Annotated in this window: 15 protein-coding genes and 1 other RNA gene; 13 read left to right on the top strand and 3 right to left on the bottom strand. The window is 67.0% G+C overall.

Features of this window, described 5'->3' with window-relative positions; genetic code table 11:
* Nucleotides 1-50 precede the first annotated feature (50 nt).
* Complete coding sequence (trxA, locus tag GJG85_RS09405; protein ID WP_006402348.1) at nucleotides 51-377, bottom strand: thioredoxin TrxA; 327 nt, start codon at nucleotides 375-377, stop codon at nucleotides 51-53.
* Between the two features lie 389 nt (nucleotides 378-766).
* Between trxA and ffs the strand changes: the two genes are divergently transcribed.
* From ffs to GJG85_RS09355, 10 genes are all read left to right on the top strand, one after another.
* An RNA gene (gene ffs, locus GJG85_RS09400) (signal recognition particle sRNA small type) lies at nucleotides 767-865 on the top strand.
* Nucleotides 866-992: 127 nt separating this feature from the next.
* Entirely contained in the window at nucleotides 993-3368 is a 2376-nt protein-coding gene (locus GJG85_RS09395) for a DNA polymerase III subunit gamma/tau (protein WP_089488494.1), read from the top strand.
* Nucleotides 3369-3463: 95 nt separating this feature from the next.
* A complete protein-coding gene (locus tag GJG85_RS09390) occupies nucleotides 3464-3790 on the top strand; it encodes a YbaB/EbfC family nucleoid-associated protein (RefSeq protein ID WP_006482124.1) in 327 nt (108 codons plus the stop codon).
* 31 nt (nucleotides 3791-3821) lie between these two features.
* Nucleotides 3822-4418: a recombination mediator RecR gene (gene recR / locus GJG85_RS09385; RefSeq protein WP_006478665.1), complete on the top strand. Its 597-nt coding sequence runs from the start codon at nucleotides 3822-3824 to the stop codon at nucleotides 4416-4418.
* Nucleotides 4419-4498: 80 nt separating this feature from the next.
* Nucleotides 4499-5704 carry a CaiB/BaiF CoA-transferase family protein gene (locus GJG85_RS09380; RefSeq protein ID WP_050013203.1) on the top strand — a complete coding sequence of 402 codons (1206 nt, stop codon included), beginning with the start codon at nucleotides 4499-4501 and terminating at the stop codon, nucleotides 5702-5704.
* Between the two features lie 217 nt (nucleotides 5705-5921).
* Nucleotides 5922-6683, top strand: a complete 762-nt coding sequence (surE, locus tag GJG85_RS09375; protein WP_050013202.1) for a 5'/3'-nucleotidase SurE — start codon at nucleotides 5922-5924, stop codon at nucleotides 6681-6683.
* Entirely contained in the window at nucleotides 6680-7612 is a 933-nt protein-coding gene (locus tag GJG85_RS09370) for a protein-L-isoaspartate(D-aspartate) O-methyltransferase (protein ID WP_050013201.1), read from the top strand. Before surE ends, GJG85_RS09370 begins: the two co-directional genes overlap by 4 nt.
* Nucleotides 7613-7617: 5 nt before the next feature.
* Entirely contained in the window at nucleotides 7618-8505 is an 888-nt protein-coding gene (locus GJG85_RS09365) for a peptidoglycan DD-metalloendopeptidase family protein (protein ID WP_204383277.1), read from the top strand.
* Nucleotides 8506-8516: 11 nt separating this feature from the next.
* Entirely contained in the window at nucleotides 8517-9605 is a 1089-nt protein-coding gene (gene rpoS, locus GJG85_RS09360) for an RNA polymerase sigma factor RpoS (protein WP_050013199.1), read from the top strand.
* 3 nt (nucleotides 9606-9608) lie between these two features.
* Complete coding sequence (locus GJG85_RS09355) at nucleotides 9609-10385, top strand: 3'-5' exonuclease (RefSeq protein ID WP_050013198.1); 777 nt, start codon at nucleotides 9609-9611, stop codon at nucleotides 10383-10385.
* A gap of 30 nt (nucleotides 10386-10415) precedes the next feature.
* Here GJG85_RS09355 and GJG85_RS09350 read toward each other — a convergent pair whose 3' ends face one another.
* The gene (locus tag GJG85_RS09350) at nucleotides 10416-11270 is read right to left on the bottom strand and encodes an endonuclease/exonuclease/phosphatase family protein (protein ID WP_204383275.1); all 855 of its coding nucleotides are present in this window, start codon (nucleotides 11268-11270) and stop codon (nucleotides 10416-10418) included.
* A 316-nt stretch (nucleotides 11271-11586) separates the two neighbouring features.
* Between GJG85_RS09350 and rlmD the strand changes: the two genes are divergently transcribed.
* Nucleotides 11587-12891, top strand: coding sequence for a 23S rRNA (uracil(1939)-C(5))-methyltransferase RlmD (gene rlmD / locus GJG85_RS09345; protein WP_245170362.1), 1305 nt, complete (start codon nucleotides 11587-11589; stop codon nucleotides 12889-12891).
* Nucleotides 12892-12953: 62 nt separating this feature from the next.
* Here rlmD and GJG85_RS09340 read toward each other — a convergent pair whose 3' ends face one another.
* Nucleotides 12954-13652 (bottom strand): Bax inhibitor-1/YccA family protein, encoded by a 699-nt coding sequence (locus GJG85_RS09340; protein ID WP_006484459.1) that lies wholly within the window; start codon nucleotides 13650-13652, stop codon nucleotides 12954-12956.
* Nucleotides 13653-13901: 249 nt separating this feature from the next.
* Between GJG85_RS09340 and ndk the strand changes: the two genes are divergently transcribed.
* Nucleotides 13902-14327 carry a nucleoside-diphosphate kinase gene (ndk, locus tag GJG85_RS09335; protein WP_006478674.1) on the top strand — a complete coding sequence of 142 codons (426 nt, stop codon included), beginning with the start codon at nucleotides 13902-13904 and terminating at the stop codon, nucleotides 14325-14327.
* 55 nt (nucleotides 14328-14382) lie between these two features.
* Nucleotides 14383-15522 (top strand): 23S rRNA (adenine(2503)-C(2))-methyltransferase RlmN, encoded by a 1140-nt coding sequence (gene rlmN / locus GJG85_RS09330; protein ID WP_050013195.1) that lies wholly within the window; start codon nucleotides 14383-14385, stop codon nucleotides 15520-15522.
* Nucleotides 15523-15662 lie beyond the last annotated feature (140 nt).

Below are 15662 nucleotides of genomic sequence, written 5' to 3'. Positions count from 1 at the left end.
TGACAACGGACGTGTTGCCGACTGACAACACGTCCGCGGAACTGCCGGTATTACAGGTGGCTGTCCAGGAACGCGGTGAGCTGCGACTTCGACAGCGCGCCGACCTTCTGTGCGGCGGCCGCGCCGTTCTTGAACAGGATCAGCGTCGGGATGCCGCGCACGCCGAATTTCGCGGGCGTGGCCTGGTTGTCGTCGACGTTGATCTTCGCGATCTGCAGCTTGTCGCCGTAGTCCTTCGCGACTTCGTCGAGGATCGGGGCGATCATCTTGCACGGGCCGCACCATTCGGCCCAGAAATCGACGAGCACGGGCTTGTCGGACTTGACGACGTCCTGTTCGAACGATGCGTCGCTGATGTGTTTGATCTGTTCGCTCATTGGGTCAATACCTCTTACGGTTCGGGGACTGCCTGCTTGCGCGTTGCGGCGTACCGGCCGCCGTAGGCTGCCGGCCGCTGCGGCAGGTCACTCCGCCTTTCCGGAAAGGAGGGGCGTAAGCGCTGCATCCGCGGCTCGCGGGTCGTTCGGGCGTCATATTAGCCTAAATTGCTATCTGCTGCGGGCGGCGATAGTAGCCGCTACGCGAGTAGGGGTACGACGCGACGTTCGACCGTTGTGCCATGCAGGTGGAGGCCGGTCCGCCAATTACAAGGGGCGGGCCGCATGCGGCGTGTCCGAATGGACGACGCGCCGGTTTGCCCGGCGAGATTCGCATTGATGCGAACAAACGGTCGCATTCGTCCGGAAGCGGTGATAGAATATGCCGTGACGGGCCTCCTCGCATGGTGGGGCGGTGAACCTGGTCAGGTCGGGAACGAAGCAGCCACAATCGTTTTCCGCCAGTGCCGAGGGTTGGGCTCGTCACCTTCCTTCTCGCCCCGTTCGCAGGGCGTTTTTTATTTCTGCATTACACTCCGTTCGACCTGCGCCTTGCCCGTGTTCCGCACCGTTTCGCGTGTCGGCGCGACGCAGCGTTACTGATACAATTTCCCGATGACCTATCAAGTTCTCGCACGCAAGTGGCGTCCGAAGGATTTCGCTTCGCTCGTCGGCCAGGAGCACGTCGTCAGGGCGCTTACGCACGCGCTCGACGGCGGGCGTCTCCATCACGCCTATCTGTTTACCGGAACCCGCGGTGTCGGCAAGACGACGCTGTCGCGGATCTTCGCGAAGGCGCTCAACTGTGAAACCGGCGTCACGTCGCAGCCGTGCGGCGTGTGTCGCGCCTGTCGCGAGATCGACGAGGGCCGTTTCGTCGATTACGTCGAGATGGACGCGGCGAGCAACCGCGGCGTCGACGAGATGGCCGCGCTGCTCGAGCGCGCGGTGTACGCGCCCGTCGATGCGCGCTTCAAGGTCTACATGATCGACGAAGTGCACATGCTGACGAACCACGCGTTCAACGCGATGCTGAAGACGCTCGAAGAGCCGCCGCCGCACGTCAAGTTCATCCTCGCGACGACCGATCCGCAGAAAATCCCCGTCACCGTGCTGTCGCGCTGCCTGCAGTTCAACCTGAAGCAGATGCCGGCCGGGCACATCGTGTCGCATCTCGAGCGGATCCTCGGCGAAGAGCAGATCACGTTCGAGCTGCAGGCGCTGCGCCTGCTCGCGCGCGCCGCGCAGGGCAGCATGCGCGACGCGCTGTCGCTGACCGACCAGGCGATCGCCTATTCGGCGAACGAGGTGACCGAGTCGGCGGTGTCGGGCATGCTTGGCGCGCTCGACCAGACTTACATGGTGCGCCTGCTCGACGCGCTCGCGGCCGGCAACGGCCCGGAAATCCTCGCGATTGCCGACGAGATGTCGCTGCGCAGCCTGTCGTTCTCGACCGCGCTGCAGGATCTCGCGAGCCTGCTGCACCGGATCGCGTGGGCGCAGTTCGCGCCGGGCTCGGTGCTCGACGAATGGCCGGAAGCGGCCGACCTGCGCCGTTTCGCGGAGACGCTGAGCCCCGAGCAGGTGCAATTGTTCTATCAGATCGCGACGGTTGGGCGCGCCGAGCTCGGCCTGGCGCCGGACGAATACGCCGGCTTCACGATGACGCTGCTGCGGATGCTCGCGTTCGAGCCGGCCGCTGGCGCCGGCAGTGCGTCGGCCGGTCAGCCGTCCGTGCCGCCGCGTGCGGTGCCGGCTCCGCGCGCTGCTGCGGCGAAGCCGGTAGCTGCCGCAGCACGGCCGCAAGCCGCGGCGCCGGCTGCGCCTGTTGCGCCTGTTGCGCCGGTCGCGCGTTCGGGGCCGGCGCAGTCCAGTGACGAAGCCGCCCGGCCGGTCACCAAGCCGGCGGTCGTTTCGGCACCGGCGGAAGCACCCGTTTCGGCGCCCGAAAAGGCAGCTCCGGCACCGGTCGCGGCCGACGTTCAAGCGATCGAGCCGCCGCAGCCGGAGGAGAAGGCTGCGCCCGCCGGCGACGCGCCGCCTCCCGCCCGCAAGGAACCCGAGCCGCCTGCCGTTGCCGCCGCGCAGCGAAACGACGAACCGGTGCCGCAGCCCGCACCGGCGCCGCGCGCCGCGTCGCCCGAGCCGGCCGCCGCCCGTCCGGCGGCGCGCGCGGGCGGTGCCGCCGCCGCGCTCGACGTGCTGCGCAATGCAGGGATGCGCGTGTCGTCGGACCGCGGGCGCGCAGGCGCGGCAGCGAAGCCGGCGGCGGCCCAGCCGGCCGCCGAAAAACCGGCCGCGCCGCGTCCCGCCGTTCAGGTGCCGACGCCGCGTGCCGCTGCGCGTGCGCCGCAAGCAGCCGATTCGCGCCAGCCGTCGCCGCCGTGGGAAGACATCCCGCCGGACGACTACGTACCGCTCAGCGCCGACGAGATGTTCGGCGGTTCCGACGACGGCTTCGTGCCGGTGTTCGACAGCGGTCCCGACGATGTGCGCGTGACGCCGAAGCAGGCGGAAGCCCGTCCGGCCGCGCCGATCGACACGCGCCCGTTGCCGCCGGCGATCGCGCTCGATGCGATCGGCTTCGACGGCGAATGGCCGGCGCTCGCCGCGCGGCTGCCGCTGAAGGGCGTCGCGTACCAGCTTGCGTTCAACAGCGAACTGACGGCCGTCGATGCGAGCGCATTGAAATTGTCGGTGCCGGTGCCGCAGTATGCGGACGCCGCGCAGGTGGCGAAGCTGAAGGCCGCACTGGCCGATGCGCTCGGCAAGCCGGTCGAGGTGAGCGTCGAGGTCGGGCCCGCCCGGCGCACCGCGGCGGCGCTCGATGCGGCCGCGCGCGCGGCACGCCAGCGCGAAGCCGAGCAGGAGATTCACGGCGATCCGTTCGTCCAGCAGCTCGTGCGCGACTTCGGTGCGCGCATCGTCGAGGGCTCGGTGCGCCCGCTCGCCGATTCGGCGCCGGACGGCGCGCCGCCTACGCTGCATTGAACTGACCGCCCCGCGACAGGCACAATCACGCCCCGCACACATTGGCCGGCACGCGCCGCGTGCCGGTTTTCACACGATCAAGAAGGAGTATTCCCATGTTGAAAGGCAACCTCGCCGGACTGATGAAGCAAGCGCAGCAAATGCAGGAAAACATGAAGAAGATGCAGGAGCAGCTTGCGCTGATCGAGGTCGAAGGGCAGTCGGGCGCCGGCCTCGTCAAGGTGACGATGACGTGCCGCAACGAAGTGCGCCGCGTGTCGATCGACCCGAGCCTGCTCGCGGACGACAAGGACATGCTCGAGGATCTCGTCGCCGCTGCGTTCAACGACGCGGTGCGCAAGGCCGAAGCCACGTCGCAGGAAAAGATGAGCGGCATGACGTCGGGCCTGCCGCTGCCCCCGGGCTTCAAGCTGCCGTTCTGAGCGCCGCGTCCTTGCCACCGTTTGCCGCCGTATGAAACAGCCGTCCGCCTTGTCCGCTCTCGTCGAAGCGTTGCGCGTGCTGCCCGGCGTCGGGCCGAAATCCGCGCAGCGCATGGCGGTTCACCTGATGCAGCACGACCGCGAGGGCGCGGAGCGGCTCGGCCGGTCACTGCTGTTCGCAACCGAGCACCTGCAGCACTGCGAGAAGTGCAACACGTTCACCGAAGCGCAGATCTGCGAGGTCTGCAGCGACGAGGAGCGTGATCCGACGCTGCTGTGCGTCGTCGAGACGCCTGCCGACCAGATCATGCTCGAGCAGACGATGACCTACCGCGGGCTGTATTTCGTGCTGATGGGGCGACTGAGCCCGCTCGACGGAATCGGCCCGAAGGAAATCCATTTCGACCGCCTCGTGCGGCGCGCATCCGACGGCGTCGTCAAGGAAGTCGTGCTCGCGACCAACTTCACGAACGAAGGCGAAGCCACCGCCCACTACCTCGGCCAGACGCTCAAGGCGCGCGGGCTGGCCGTCACGCGCCTTGCGCGCGGCGTGCCGGTGGGCGGCGAGCTCGAGTACGTCGACGCGGGCACCATCGCCCGCGCGATGCTCGACCGCCGCACGATGTAAGCCGGGCGCCGCCTGCCGGCGGCGCCGTTTCTCGTGGCAACGCATGCACGTGCCAGATGTAAACAGACCCTAGGAGACACATGAGCACCAGCCAGGGCCCGCTCGCGGGCGTCAAAGTGCTCGAATTCGGAACGCTGATCGCGGGACCGTTCGCGTCGCGGCTGTTCGCCGAATTCGGCGCGGAAGTGATCAAGATCGAGGATCCGAACGGCGGCGACCCGCTGCGCAAGTGGCGCAAGCTCCATCCGGAGCAGGGCGGCACGTCGCTGTGGTGGTCGGTGCAGGCGCGCAACAAGAAATCGGTCACGCTCAATCTGAAAGCCGACGCCGGCAAGGCGATCGCGCGGCAGCTCGCGAGCGAGGCCGACATCGTGATCGAGAATTTCCGTCCGGGCCTGCTCGAAAAGCTCGGGCTCGGCTACGACGTGCTGTCGGCCGACAATCCGGGCCTCGTGATGGTGCGCCTGTCCGGCTACGGGCAGACGGGCCCGTACCGCGACCGCCCCGGCTTCGGCGCGATAGCCGAATCGATGGGCGGGCTGCGCCACATCACCGGCTATCCGGATCTGCCGCCGCCGCGCATCGGGATCTCGATCGGCGATTCGATCGCCGCGCTGCACGGCGTGATCGGCGCGCTGATGGCGCTCCATCACCGCAAGGTCAACGGCGGCGCGGGGCAGGTGGTCGACGTTGCACTCTATGAAGCCGTCTTCAACATGATGGAAAGCGTGGTGCCCGAGTACGGCGTGTACGGGATGGTGCGCGAGCGCACCGGCGCGTCGCTGCCGGGCATCGTGCCGTCGAATACGTACGCGTGCCGCGACGGCAGCATCGTGATCGGCGGCAACAGCGATCCGATCTTCAAGCGGCTGATGAAGGCGATCGAGCGCGACGACCTCGCCGACGATCCCGCGCTCGCGCAAAACGACGGGCGGGTGCCGCGCACGCAGGAAATCGACGACGCGATCGCCGCGTGGCTCGCGCCGCGCACGATCGACGAGGCGCTCGTCGTGCTCAATGCGGCCGACGTGCCGGCCGGGCGCATCTACAGCGCGGCCGACATGTTCACCGATCCGCAGTTCGTCGCGCGCCAGATGATCCAGCGTTTCAAGCTGGCCGACGGTACGGACATTCCGCTGCCGAACATCACGCCGAAGCTGTCGGACACGCCGGGCGAAACGCGCTGGCTCGGTCCCGAGCTGGGCGAGCATACCGACGAGGTGCTGCGCGGCCTCGGCTACGACGCGCACGCGATTGCCGCGCTGCGCGAGGCGGGCGCGATCTGAGCGCAGCCGGCGTAGCGCTTTGCGCCGGGCCGCTCGACGAAGGGTTCCCCGACGAGATTTTCGGCGGGCGGAAAACCCGGCGGCCCGGTGTTTTCCCCAACGCGCGGAACGCCGCCGCGCAGTGCGGCGGCGCATCGCGTGCCCATGCGTATACCCGCCCGTCCACGGCGGCCGGACTGTCGCTCTCGCGCCATCTTTCCTCGGTTACAATCGCCGGATGCGAATCCTACTCAGCAACGACGACGGCTATCTCGCCCCCGGTCTCGCCGCGCTCAGCGAAGCGCTGCAGCCGCTGGCCGAGCTTACGGTGATCGCGCCCGAGCAGAACTGCAGCGGCGCGTCGAATTCCCTCACGTTGTCGCGGCCGCTGTCGGTGCAGCGCGCAGCGGGTACGGGTTTCTTCTACGTGAACGGCACGCCGACCGATTCGGTGCACGTCGCGCTGACGGGGATGGCCGACGCGCGGCCGGACATCGTCGTGTCCGGCATCAACAATGGCCAGAACATGGGCGAAGACACGCTCTATTCGGGGACAGTTGCGGCCGCCACCGAAGGCATCATGTTCGGCGTGCCGGCCATCGCGTTCTCGCTGGTCGACAAGGGCTGGGCCCATCTGGCCGACGCCGCGCGCGTCGCCGCGGAAATCGTCGAGCACTACCTCGCGCATCCGCTGCCGGGCAACCCGTTGCTGAACGTCAATATTCCGAACCTGCCGTACGACCAACTGAAGGGCTGGCAGGTCACGCGCCTCGGCAAGCGTCATCCGTCGCAGCCGGTGATTCGCCAGACCGACCCGCGCGGCGAGCCGATCTACTGGATCGGCGCCGCGGGCGACGCGCTGGACGCCAGCGAAGGCACCGATTTTCACGCCGTCGCAAACGGTTTCGTATCGATCACGCCGCTGCAGCTCGATCTCACGCATACGCAGATGCTGCCCGCGACGCGCGAATGGGCGCGCGCCGGAGGGCGGGCTTCATGAGCGGCGAGCGCGCGAAGCGGTTCCCGCTCGCGCTCGAAGATCTCAAACGAGCGCCACGCAAATCGGAAGGTCGGCCCGGCGAACGCCAAGCGGCGGGTGCGGTGCCTAAGGCCGCCGACAAACCCGCAGCCGTACTGAAACCGGTTGCGGTGAAGCCGGCCGCCGCGCGGGCGCCGCTGCCGGGTATCGCCGCCGCGAAGCCGGCGACCGCACCGAAGCCGACCGCGCTGAAACCCGCGCTGCCGAAGCCGGCTGCGCCGAGCATCGCGCCGGCCGGCGCGTTCGCGCTCACGTCGGAACGTGTGCGCGAGCGGATGGTCGAACGGCTGCGCGCGAACGGCGTGACCGATGCGCGCGTGCTGGACGCGATGGCCGCGGTGCCGCGCCACCTGTTCGTGGATCCCGGGCTCGCGACGCAGGCCTACGAGGATTCGGCGTTGCCGATCGGCCACCAGCAGACCATTTCAAAGCCGTCGGTCGTCGCGCGCATGATCGAGCTCGCGATGGCCGGCCGCACGCTCGAGCGCGTGCTCGAGATCGGCACGGGTTGCGGCTATCAGGCCGCCGTGCTGAGCCACGTGGCACGCGACGTGTATTCGATTGAACGCATCAAGCCGCTCTACGAGCGCGCGAAGCTGAACCTGCGGCCGCTGCGCGTGCCGAACATCCGTCTGCATTACGGCGACGGGCGTGTCGGCCTGCCGTCCGCGGCCCCGTTCGACGCGATCGTGATCGCGGCGGCCGGGCTCGACGTGCCGCAGGCGCTGCTCGAGCAGCTCGCGATCGGCGGGCGGCTCGTCGCGCCGGTCGGCGCGCAGAGCGGACAGCACCAGGTGCTCACGCTCGTCGAGCGCGTCGCGCACGCGCAATGGCGAGAGTCCCGGCTTGATCGCGTTTTCTTTGTCCCTTTAAAATCCGGAGTGATTTGAAACCGATGAGTATGTTGCGCGCGATGCAAAACAACCGATCCAGGGAACCGCTCACGCTCGCCCAGCGCGCGATCTGTGTGGCTGCGTTCTCTACGCTACTGGCCGCCTGTGCGACGCGGCTCGACAACGCGCCCGTCGTCGACCGCTCCGGGTCGCTCGGTACGACCGCCGCCGCGCAGCCCGCGGCGCCGCTTCCGCCGGCGCCGCCGGGTTACTACCGGGTGAAGCCGGGCGACACGCTGTACCGGATCGCACTCGAAAACGGGCAGAACTATCGCGACATCGCGGCGTGGAACAATCTGGCGAACCCGAATCAGATCGAAGTCGACCAACTGCTGCGCGTGTCGCCGCAGGCCGGTGCCGCGGTCGCGGGTACGCAGGTCGCCGCGCCGATCGGAGGCGCCGCCGTTGCGACCGCGCCGCTCAGCAGCGGCCCCGCGACGCCGGCTGCCGGTACGTCGTCGTCGAGCGCGACGGCGCCTGCCGCGGCAGCCGCGTCGAGCGATACGGCGGCTGCTCCGAGCGGCCCCGTGACGTTCGCGTGGCCCGCGCGCGGCCCCGTGCTGAACGGGTTCGACGATGCGAAGAACAAGGGTGTCAATATCGGCGGGACGGCCGGCGAGGCCGTGAAGGCGGCGGCGGACGGCCGCGTCGTTTACTCCGGCAACGGTCTGCGTGGCTACGGCAACCTCATTATCATCAAACACGATGCAACTTACCTCACGGCGTATGCACACAATCGCTCTTTGATGGTAAAAGAGGGGGACGCGGTAACGAAGGGGCAGAAGATCGCCGAGATGGGTAACAGCGATGCCGACCGCGTGATGCTGCATTTCGAGGTTCGCCGGCAGGGTAAGCCTGTCGATCCGCTGAAGTATTTGCCGCCTCAATAACCGAGACGACCATGCCGAAATCGAAGCGCCACGAGCCGCAAGCCGAGTCTGAGAAGATCAGTCGTGCCACGCAAGCATCGGTGGGGCGAGTAGGTGCTTCGACGGACGACGAGGACGACGTCGCGGAAAACGAACGCGATCTCGAGGCGCGCGACGCCGACACGGACGGCGGCGACGACGAGCGCGAAGGCCGCCAGGAAGCCGCGCCCGACGTCGACGATTTCCGCACGCTGCTGCAGGCCGAGCTCACGGCCGACACGATCCAGCATTACCTGAACCGCATCAGCGTGAAGCCGCTGCTGACCGTCGAGGAAGAGCAGCGCTATTCTCGTCTGGCGAAGGCCGGCGAATTCGAGGCGCGGCAGGTGATGATCGAGCGCAATCTGCGTCTCGTCGTCAGTATCGCGAAGGGGTACCTGAACCGCGGCGTGCCGCTGCTCGACCTGATCGAGGAAGGCAATCTCGGCCTGATGCACGCGATCGAGAAATTCGACCCGACGCGCGGTTTCCGCTTCTCGACCTACGCGACGTGGTGGATCCGGCAGAGCATCGAGCGGGCGATCATGAACCAGGCCCGCACGGTGCGCCTGCCCGTGCACGTGATCCGCGAACTGAACCAGGTGCTGCGCGCGAAGCGCCATCTCGAAAAGAATTCGATGTCGACGGGCGAGGCGGCCGAGCGCCGCGAAGCCAGCATCGACGACATCGCCTATCTCACCGGCAAGACCGCCGAGGAAGTCACCGATATCCTCGCGCTCAACGAACACACGGCGTCGCTCGACGCGCCGCTCGATCTTGATCCCGCGAGCAGCCTGCTCGACCTGCTGCCCGACGACCAGAGCCAGTCGCCCGACGCCGAAGTGCAGCACCGCGAGCTCGAAACGCTGACGCGCGCGTGGCTGTCGCGGCTGTCCGACAAGCACCGGCATGTGATCGAGCGCCGCTTCGGCCTGAACCACATCGAACCGGCGACGCTCGAGGAGCTCGCCGACGAGATGGGGCTCACGCGCGAGCGCGTGCGGCAGATCCAGCAGGAGGCGCTGGTGCGCCTCAAGCGGTTCTTCGCCTCCAACGGCGTGCGCAAGGACGCCGTTCTGTAACCGATGACCCCAATCCTTGTTTTTGACATCGAGACGATTCCCGATGTCGACGGCATTCGCCGTCTGGAAGACCTGCCCGCGACGCTCGACGATGCGGCGGTGGCCGAACATGCGTTTGCCGCACGCCGCGAGAAGACCGGCGGCGATTTCCTGCCGCATCATCTGCAGCGAATCGCGGCGATCTCGTGCGTGTTTCGCGACAACAACGGTTTTCGCGTGCGCTCGCTCGGGACGCCGCAGGACAACGAAGCGACGTTGATCCAGTCGTTCTACCGCGTGATCGAGAAATACACGCCGCAGCTCGTGTCGTGGAACGGCGGCGGTTTCGATCTGCCGGTCCTCCATTACCGCGCGCTCGTGCACGGCATTCCCGCCACCCGCTACTGGGATCTCGGCGAGGACGACCGCGAATTCAAGTGGAACAACTACATCGCGCGCTATCACTCGCGGCATACCGACCTGATGGACGTGCTCGCGATGTATCAGGCGCGCGCGAACGCGCCGCTCGACGCGCTGGCGAAGCTGTGCGGTTTCCCGGGCAAGCTCGGGATGGACGGCAGCCAGGTATGGCCGGCGTTCCGCGACGGCCGGATCGACGAAATCCGCAACTATTGCGAAACCGACGTCGTCAATACGTACCTGCTGTATTGCCGGTTCCAGTTGATGCGCGGCGGCCTGACGCCGAGCGAGTACGCGGACGAGATCCTGCTCGTGAAGAACGCGCTCGCGCTGGAGCCGGCGCCGCACTGGGCTGAATACCTGGCCGGCTTCGACGCGTAGTGCGGGCAGGCCGCGCCGTAGCCGGCGCGATCAGCCGAGTTCGAGCAGCACCGGCTGGTGATCGGACGCGCGTACGTCGCCGTCGATCTCGCAGCGGATGACGCGCGGCAACAGCGTGTCGGTCACGAACACGAAGTCGCACGCGAGCGGGCCGTCCGACCATTGCACAGTGTCGTAGACGCCAGCGGTCGGCGGCGGCGTACGACCGGGATGCCGTGCGACCCACGCGTCCACGAAACCCGGTGCGTCGGCAATCGGCTCCAGGAAGCGCCGGTACGCATCGGCGCCGAATGCACTGTTGAAATCGCCGCAGACGATCGCACCGCGCGGTTGTCCGGTCGCGCTGAACGGCCCGTCGGCGGTTTCGGCGGGAGCGGGATGGTCAGCATGCGCGCAGGCTTCGCGATGCCGGTCGCGTAGCGCATCGACCTGCGCCAGCCGCTGGCGCGCCGAGTAATACTCCAGATGCGTGGTGACCACGCGCAACCACCCGAGGGGCGCCCGCAACGCGATATCGAGCGCGACGCGCGGCATCGACGGCGCGCCGGCGTCGGCTGGCCACGGCAGCGATTGGCGCAGCACGCGCCCGACCGGCAGCCGCGTCGCGATCGCGTTGCCGAACTGGCGGCGCGGTGCGCCCGGCCGGATGGCCGGCAGATCGGCGCCGATGGCGTCGACGATCGTATAGCCAGGCAGCAGCGCCGCGAGTTCGGCGAACTGGTCCGGCCCTGGCCGGCCGGGCAGTGCGTCGAAGCCGCGCGTGACTTCCTGCACGCACAGCACGTCGAAATCGCTCAACTGCCGGGCGGCGGCGATCGTGCGCGGGAGGTCGACGATGCCGTCCGCATCCCGACCCCATTGGATGTTCCAGTCGATCAATCGCATGGTCGAGTCTCCTTGGCTCGGTGCTGCGAGCAGAACCCGTGCCGCGGTGGGGCCGCGCCACGCATTGCGCGCGGCAGGTCGGCGCGCAACGGGCGCGCGGTTGTCAGCCGCTCACGCGCCACGCATCGCGCCACGTGCATCGGCGCTTGCGTGACGAAAGCGCGCGACGGGAGCCTTCGTCGTCTACAATCTCGCCTTCTTCAACGTTTGTCAGGAAAAGCTGGTGTCCGAAGCCGTCCCCACTTCTGCGCGCAAATCGAAAAACGCGCCCGTCGCGCCCGGGCCCGCCCCGGTTCTCGAGATCGAATCGCTCGACATGGAAGCGCGCGGTGTCGGCCGCACGATGACCGAGGACGGTCAGCCGGGCAAGGTGATCTTCGTCGAAGGCGCGCTGCCGGGCGAGCGCGTGACCTATTCGAGCTATCGCCGCAAGCCGAGCTACGAGCAGGCGACGGTTGTCGACATTCTGCGCCCGAGCGTGATGCGCACGCAGCCGAAGTGCGCATTCTTCGGCACCTGCGGCGGCTGCTCGATGCAGCATCTCGACATGCGTGCGCAGGTGGCGGTCAAGCAACGCGTGCTGGAAGACAATCTGTGGCACCTGGCGAAGCTGCGCGCGGAAACGATGTTCGCGCCGATCCACGGCCCGTCGTGGGGCTATCGCTACCGCGCGCGCCTGACTGTGCGCAACGTCGCGAAGAAAGGCGGCGTGCTCGTCGGCTTCCATGAGAAGAAGAGCAGCTACGTCGCCGACATGACGAGCTGCGAAGTGCTGCCGCCGCACGTGTCGGCGATGCTCGTGCCGCTGCGCCGGCTCGTCGAAGGGCTGTCGATTCGCGACCGGATGCCGCAGATCGAACTCGCGGTCGGCTCGGCCGTCACCGCGCTCGTGCTGCGCGTGCTGGAGCCGATCAACGCGGACGACGAAGCGCTGCTGCGCGCGTTCGCGGACGAGCACAACGTGCAGTTCTGGCTGCAGCCGAAGGGGCCGGACACGGTGACGCCGTTCTACCCGCTCGACGTATCGCTCGATTACACGCTGCCGGAATTCGGCATCCGCATGCCGTTCAAGCCGACCGACTTCACGCAGGTCAATCACCAGATCAACCGTGTGCTGGTGGGTCGTGCGCTGCGTCTGCTCGCGCCGTCGCGCGACGATCGCGTGCTCGACCTGTTCTGCGGGATCGGCAACTTCACGCTGCCGCTCGCGCGGCTGTCGCGCGAAGTGATGGGCATCGAGGGCAGCGACACGCTGACCACGCGTGCGCTCGCGAACGCCCGCGAGAACGGTGTCGACGGCCACACGACGTTCGCGTGCCGGAACCTGTTCGAGGTGACGGGCGACGATCTGCGCGCGCTCGGCGCATTCGACAAGTTCCTGATCGACCCGCCGCGCGAAGGCGCGCTCGCGGTGTCGAAGGCGCTGGCCGAGATCGCGCAGAGCGGTGAAGGTCCGCTGCCGAAGCGCATCGTCTACGTGTCGTGCAACCCGTCGACGCTCGCGCGCGATGCGGGGCTGCTCGTGCACGAAGCCGGTTATCGGCTGAAGGGCGCCGGGGTCGTGAACATGTTCCCGAATACGTCGCACGTCGAATCGATCGCGCTGTTCGAGCGCGACTGAGCCGGGCGGCGGACGTAAAAAAACCGGCCCGCGGGCCGGTTTTTCATGGTGCGTGCCGAACGTCAGTTGCGGTTGCCGCCGAAGATGCCGAGCAGCGCGAGCAGGTTCGTGAACACGTTGTACAGGTCGAGGTAGATCGCGAGCGTGGCCGAGATGTAGTTCGTCTCGCCGCCGTTCACGACGCGCTGGACGTCGAACAGCATGTAGGCCGAGAAGATCGCGATCGCGAGCACCGACACGGTGAGCATCAGCGCCGGCAGTTGCAGGAAGATGTTCGCGACCGACGCGAGCAGGATCACGATCACGCCCATGAACAGCCACTTGCCGAGCCCGGAAAAGTCGCGCTTGCTGACGGTGGCGATCGTCGCCATCGTGGCGAAGATGATGCCGGTGCCGCCGAACGCGAGCATGATCAGCGACGGGCCGTTCGAGAAGCCGAGGATGAAGCTCAGCAGCCGCGACAGCATCAGGCCCATGAAGAACGTGAAGCCGAGCAGCACGAACACGCCGGCCGCGCTGTTCTTGGTCCGCTCGATCGCGAACATGAAGCCGAACGCGATCGCGAAGAACGCGAGCAGGCTCATCATCGGGCTCGTGGCCGCGAACAGCGAGAAGCCCGTCGCGACGCCGACCCAGGCGCCCAGCACGGTCGGCACCATCGACAGCGCGAGCAGCCAGTACGTGTTCCGCAGCACGCGGTTGCGAACCTCGGCGGTGCTGACGGAACCGCCGCGGCCGAAATTGTACGGATAGTCGTTCATGGTTTCTCCTAACATTGAACGCGTGGGCGTCCGGGGCCGGTTCGGCGCACGCGATGTGCGGCGCAGCAAACCGGGGCAGCTATGGCTAAGATACGTTCCGTGCCCGGAGGTTTCAATGGCCCGGCGGAACTAAACATACGGATTCTGAACCTTTCATGCGTGTAAGGGTTCAATCGCAATGATACACGGGATCGTGCTACAATAGCGGATTCATTTGAACCTGTAACTTCTTAATTTTTTGGAGTTTTTATGGCAATCGAGCGCACCCTGTCGATCATCAAGCCGGATGCGGTGGCAAAGAACGTGATCGGCCAGATCTACAGCCGTTTCGAAGGCGCCGGCCTGAAGATCGTCGCATCGCGCATGGCGCACCTGTCGCGTGCTGACGCAGAGAAGTTCTACGCAGTTCACGCAGCGCGTCCGTTCTTCAAGGATCTCGTCGATTTCATGATCTCGGGCCCGGTGATGATCCAGGTTCTGGAAGGCGAAGGCGCGATCCTGAAGAACCGCGACCTGATGGGCGCGACGGATCCGAAGAAGGCGGAAAAGGGCACGATCCGCGCCGACTTCGCCGACAGCATCGACGCGAACGCCGTGCACGGCTCGGACGCTGCGGAAACGGCAGCGGTCGAAATCGCGTTCTTCTTCCCGGAAATGAACGTTTACTCGCGTTAAGCCCTGGCTGACAGCAAGTAGGCAGGATTCAGCGCACGCGGCAAGGCAGCACATCATGACGAGCGAAACTTCCGTCAATCTTCTCGACTTCGACGCCGAGGGTCTTGTCGCGTACTGCGGCAGCCTGGGTGAGAAGCCGTTCCGCGCCAAGCAGTTGCAGCGCTGGATCCACCAATACAACGCCGGCGATTTCGACGGCATGACCGATCTCGCGAAGTCCCTGAGGGAAAAACTCAAGGGCCGCGCATCGATCGTGATGCCGGACATCGCCAGCGATCACGTTTCCGCCGACGGCACGCGCAAGTGGCTGATCGACGTCGGAAACGGCAATGCGGTCGAAACCGTGTTCATCCCGGAAGAGACGCGCGGCACGCTGTGCGTGTCGTCGCAGGCCGGGTGTGCGGTGAACTGCCGCTTCTGTTCGACGGGCAAGCAGGGCTTCTCCCGCAACCTGTCGACAGCCGAAATCATCGGCCAGCTCCGGATGGCTGAATTTGCATTGCGAGCGTCGCTGGGCCGGGCGCCCGGACCGAACGGCAAGGCCGAACGGGTCGTCACCAACGTGGTGATGATGGGCATGGGCGAGCCGCTGCTGAATTACAGCGCGGTCGTGCCCGCGATGCGGCTGATGCTCGACGACAACGCATACGGCCTGTCGCGCCGTCGCGTCACGCTGTCGACGTCCGGCGTGGTGCCGATGATGGACCGCCTCGGCGCCGAGTTGCCTGTCGCGCTGGCCGTTTCGCTGCACGCGCCGAACGATGCGCTGCGCGACGAGCTGGTGCCGCTCAACAAGAAGTATCCGCTGCGCGAGCTGATGGCCGCGTGCCAGCGTTATCTGAAAGTCGCGCCGCGCGACTTCATTACATTCGAATACTGCATGCTCGACGGCGTCAACGACACCGAAGCGCATGCGCGCGAACTGCTGGCCGTCACGCGCGACGTGCCGTGCAAGTTCAACCTGATCCCGTTCAATCCGTTTCCGGAATCGGGCCTCATCCGCTCGAAGCCAGAGCAGATCAAGCGCTTCGCGCAGATCCTCATCGATGCGGGTGTCGTCACGACCGTGCGCAAGACGCGCGGCGACGACATCGATGCCGCGTGCGGACAGCTGGCCGGCGCGGTGAAGGATCGCACGCGCCTCGCGGAGCGGACGGGCGCAGCAGGAAAAATCATCGAAGTTCGGGCAGTTTGACGGGGACGCCGAGTCGGGGACGCCAAGTCGGGGACGCCAAGTTGGGGGCAGTTGGCCGGGGTGCCCGAACCCTTTGGCGGTGCAACACGCGAATAGCGATCGGTCGCGGCGCCTCGGCGCCGCGCATGGTATGAACCGTA

Origin of the sequence: Burkholderia sp. MS389 (genome assembly GCF_016899425.1) — a bacterium.
In the GTDB taxonomy this organism is placed as follows: Bacteria; Pseudomonadota; Gammaproteobacteria; order Burkholderiales; family Burkholderiaceae; genus Burkholderia; species Burkholderia sola.
The sequence above is the reverse complement of the archived record's forward strand: the minus strand, read 5'-3'. Positions and strand labels throughout refer to the sequence as shown.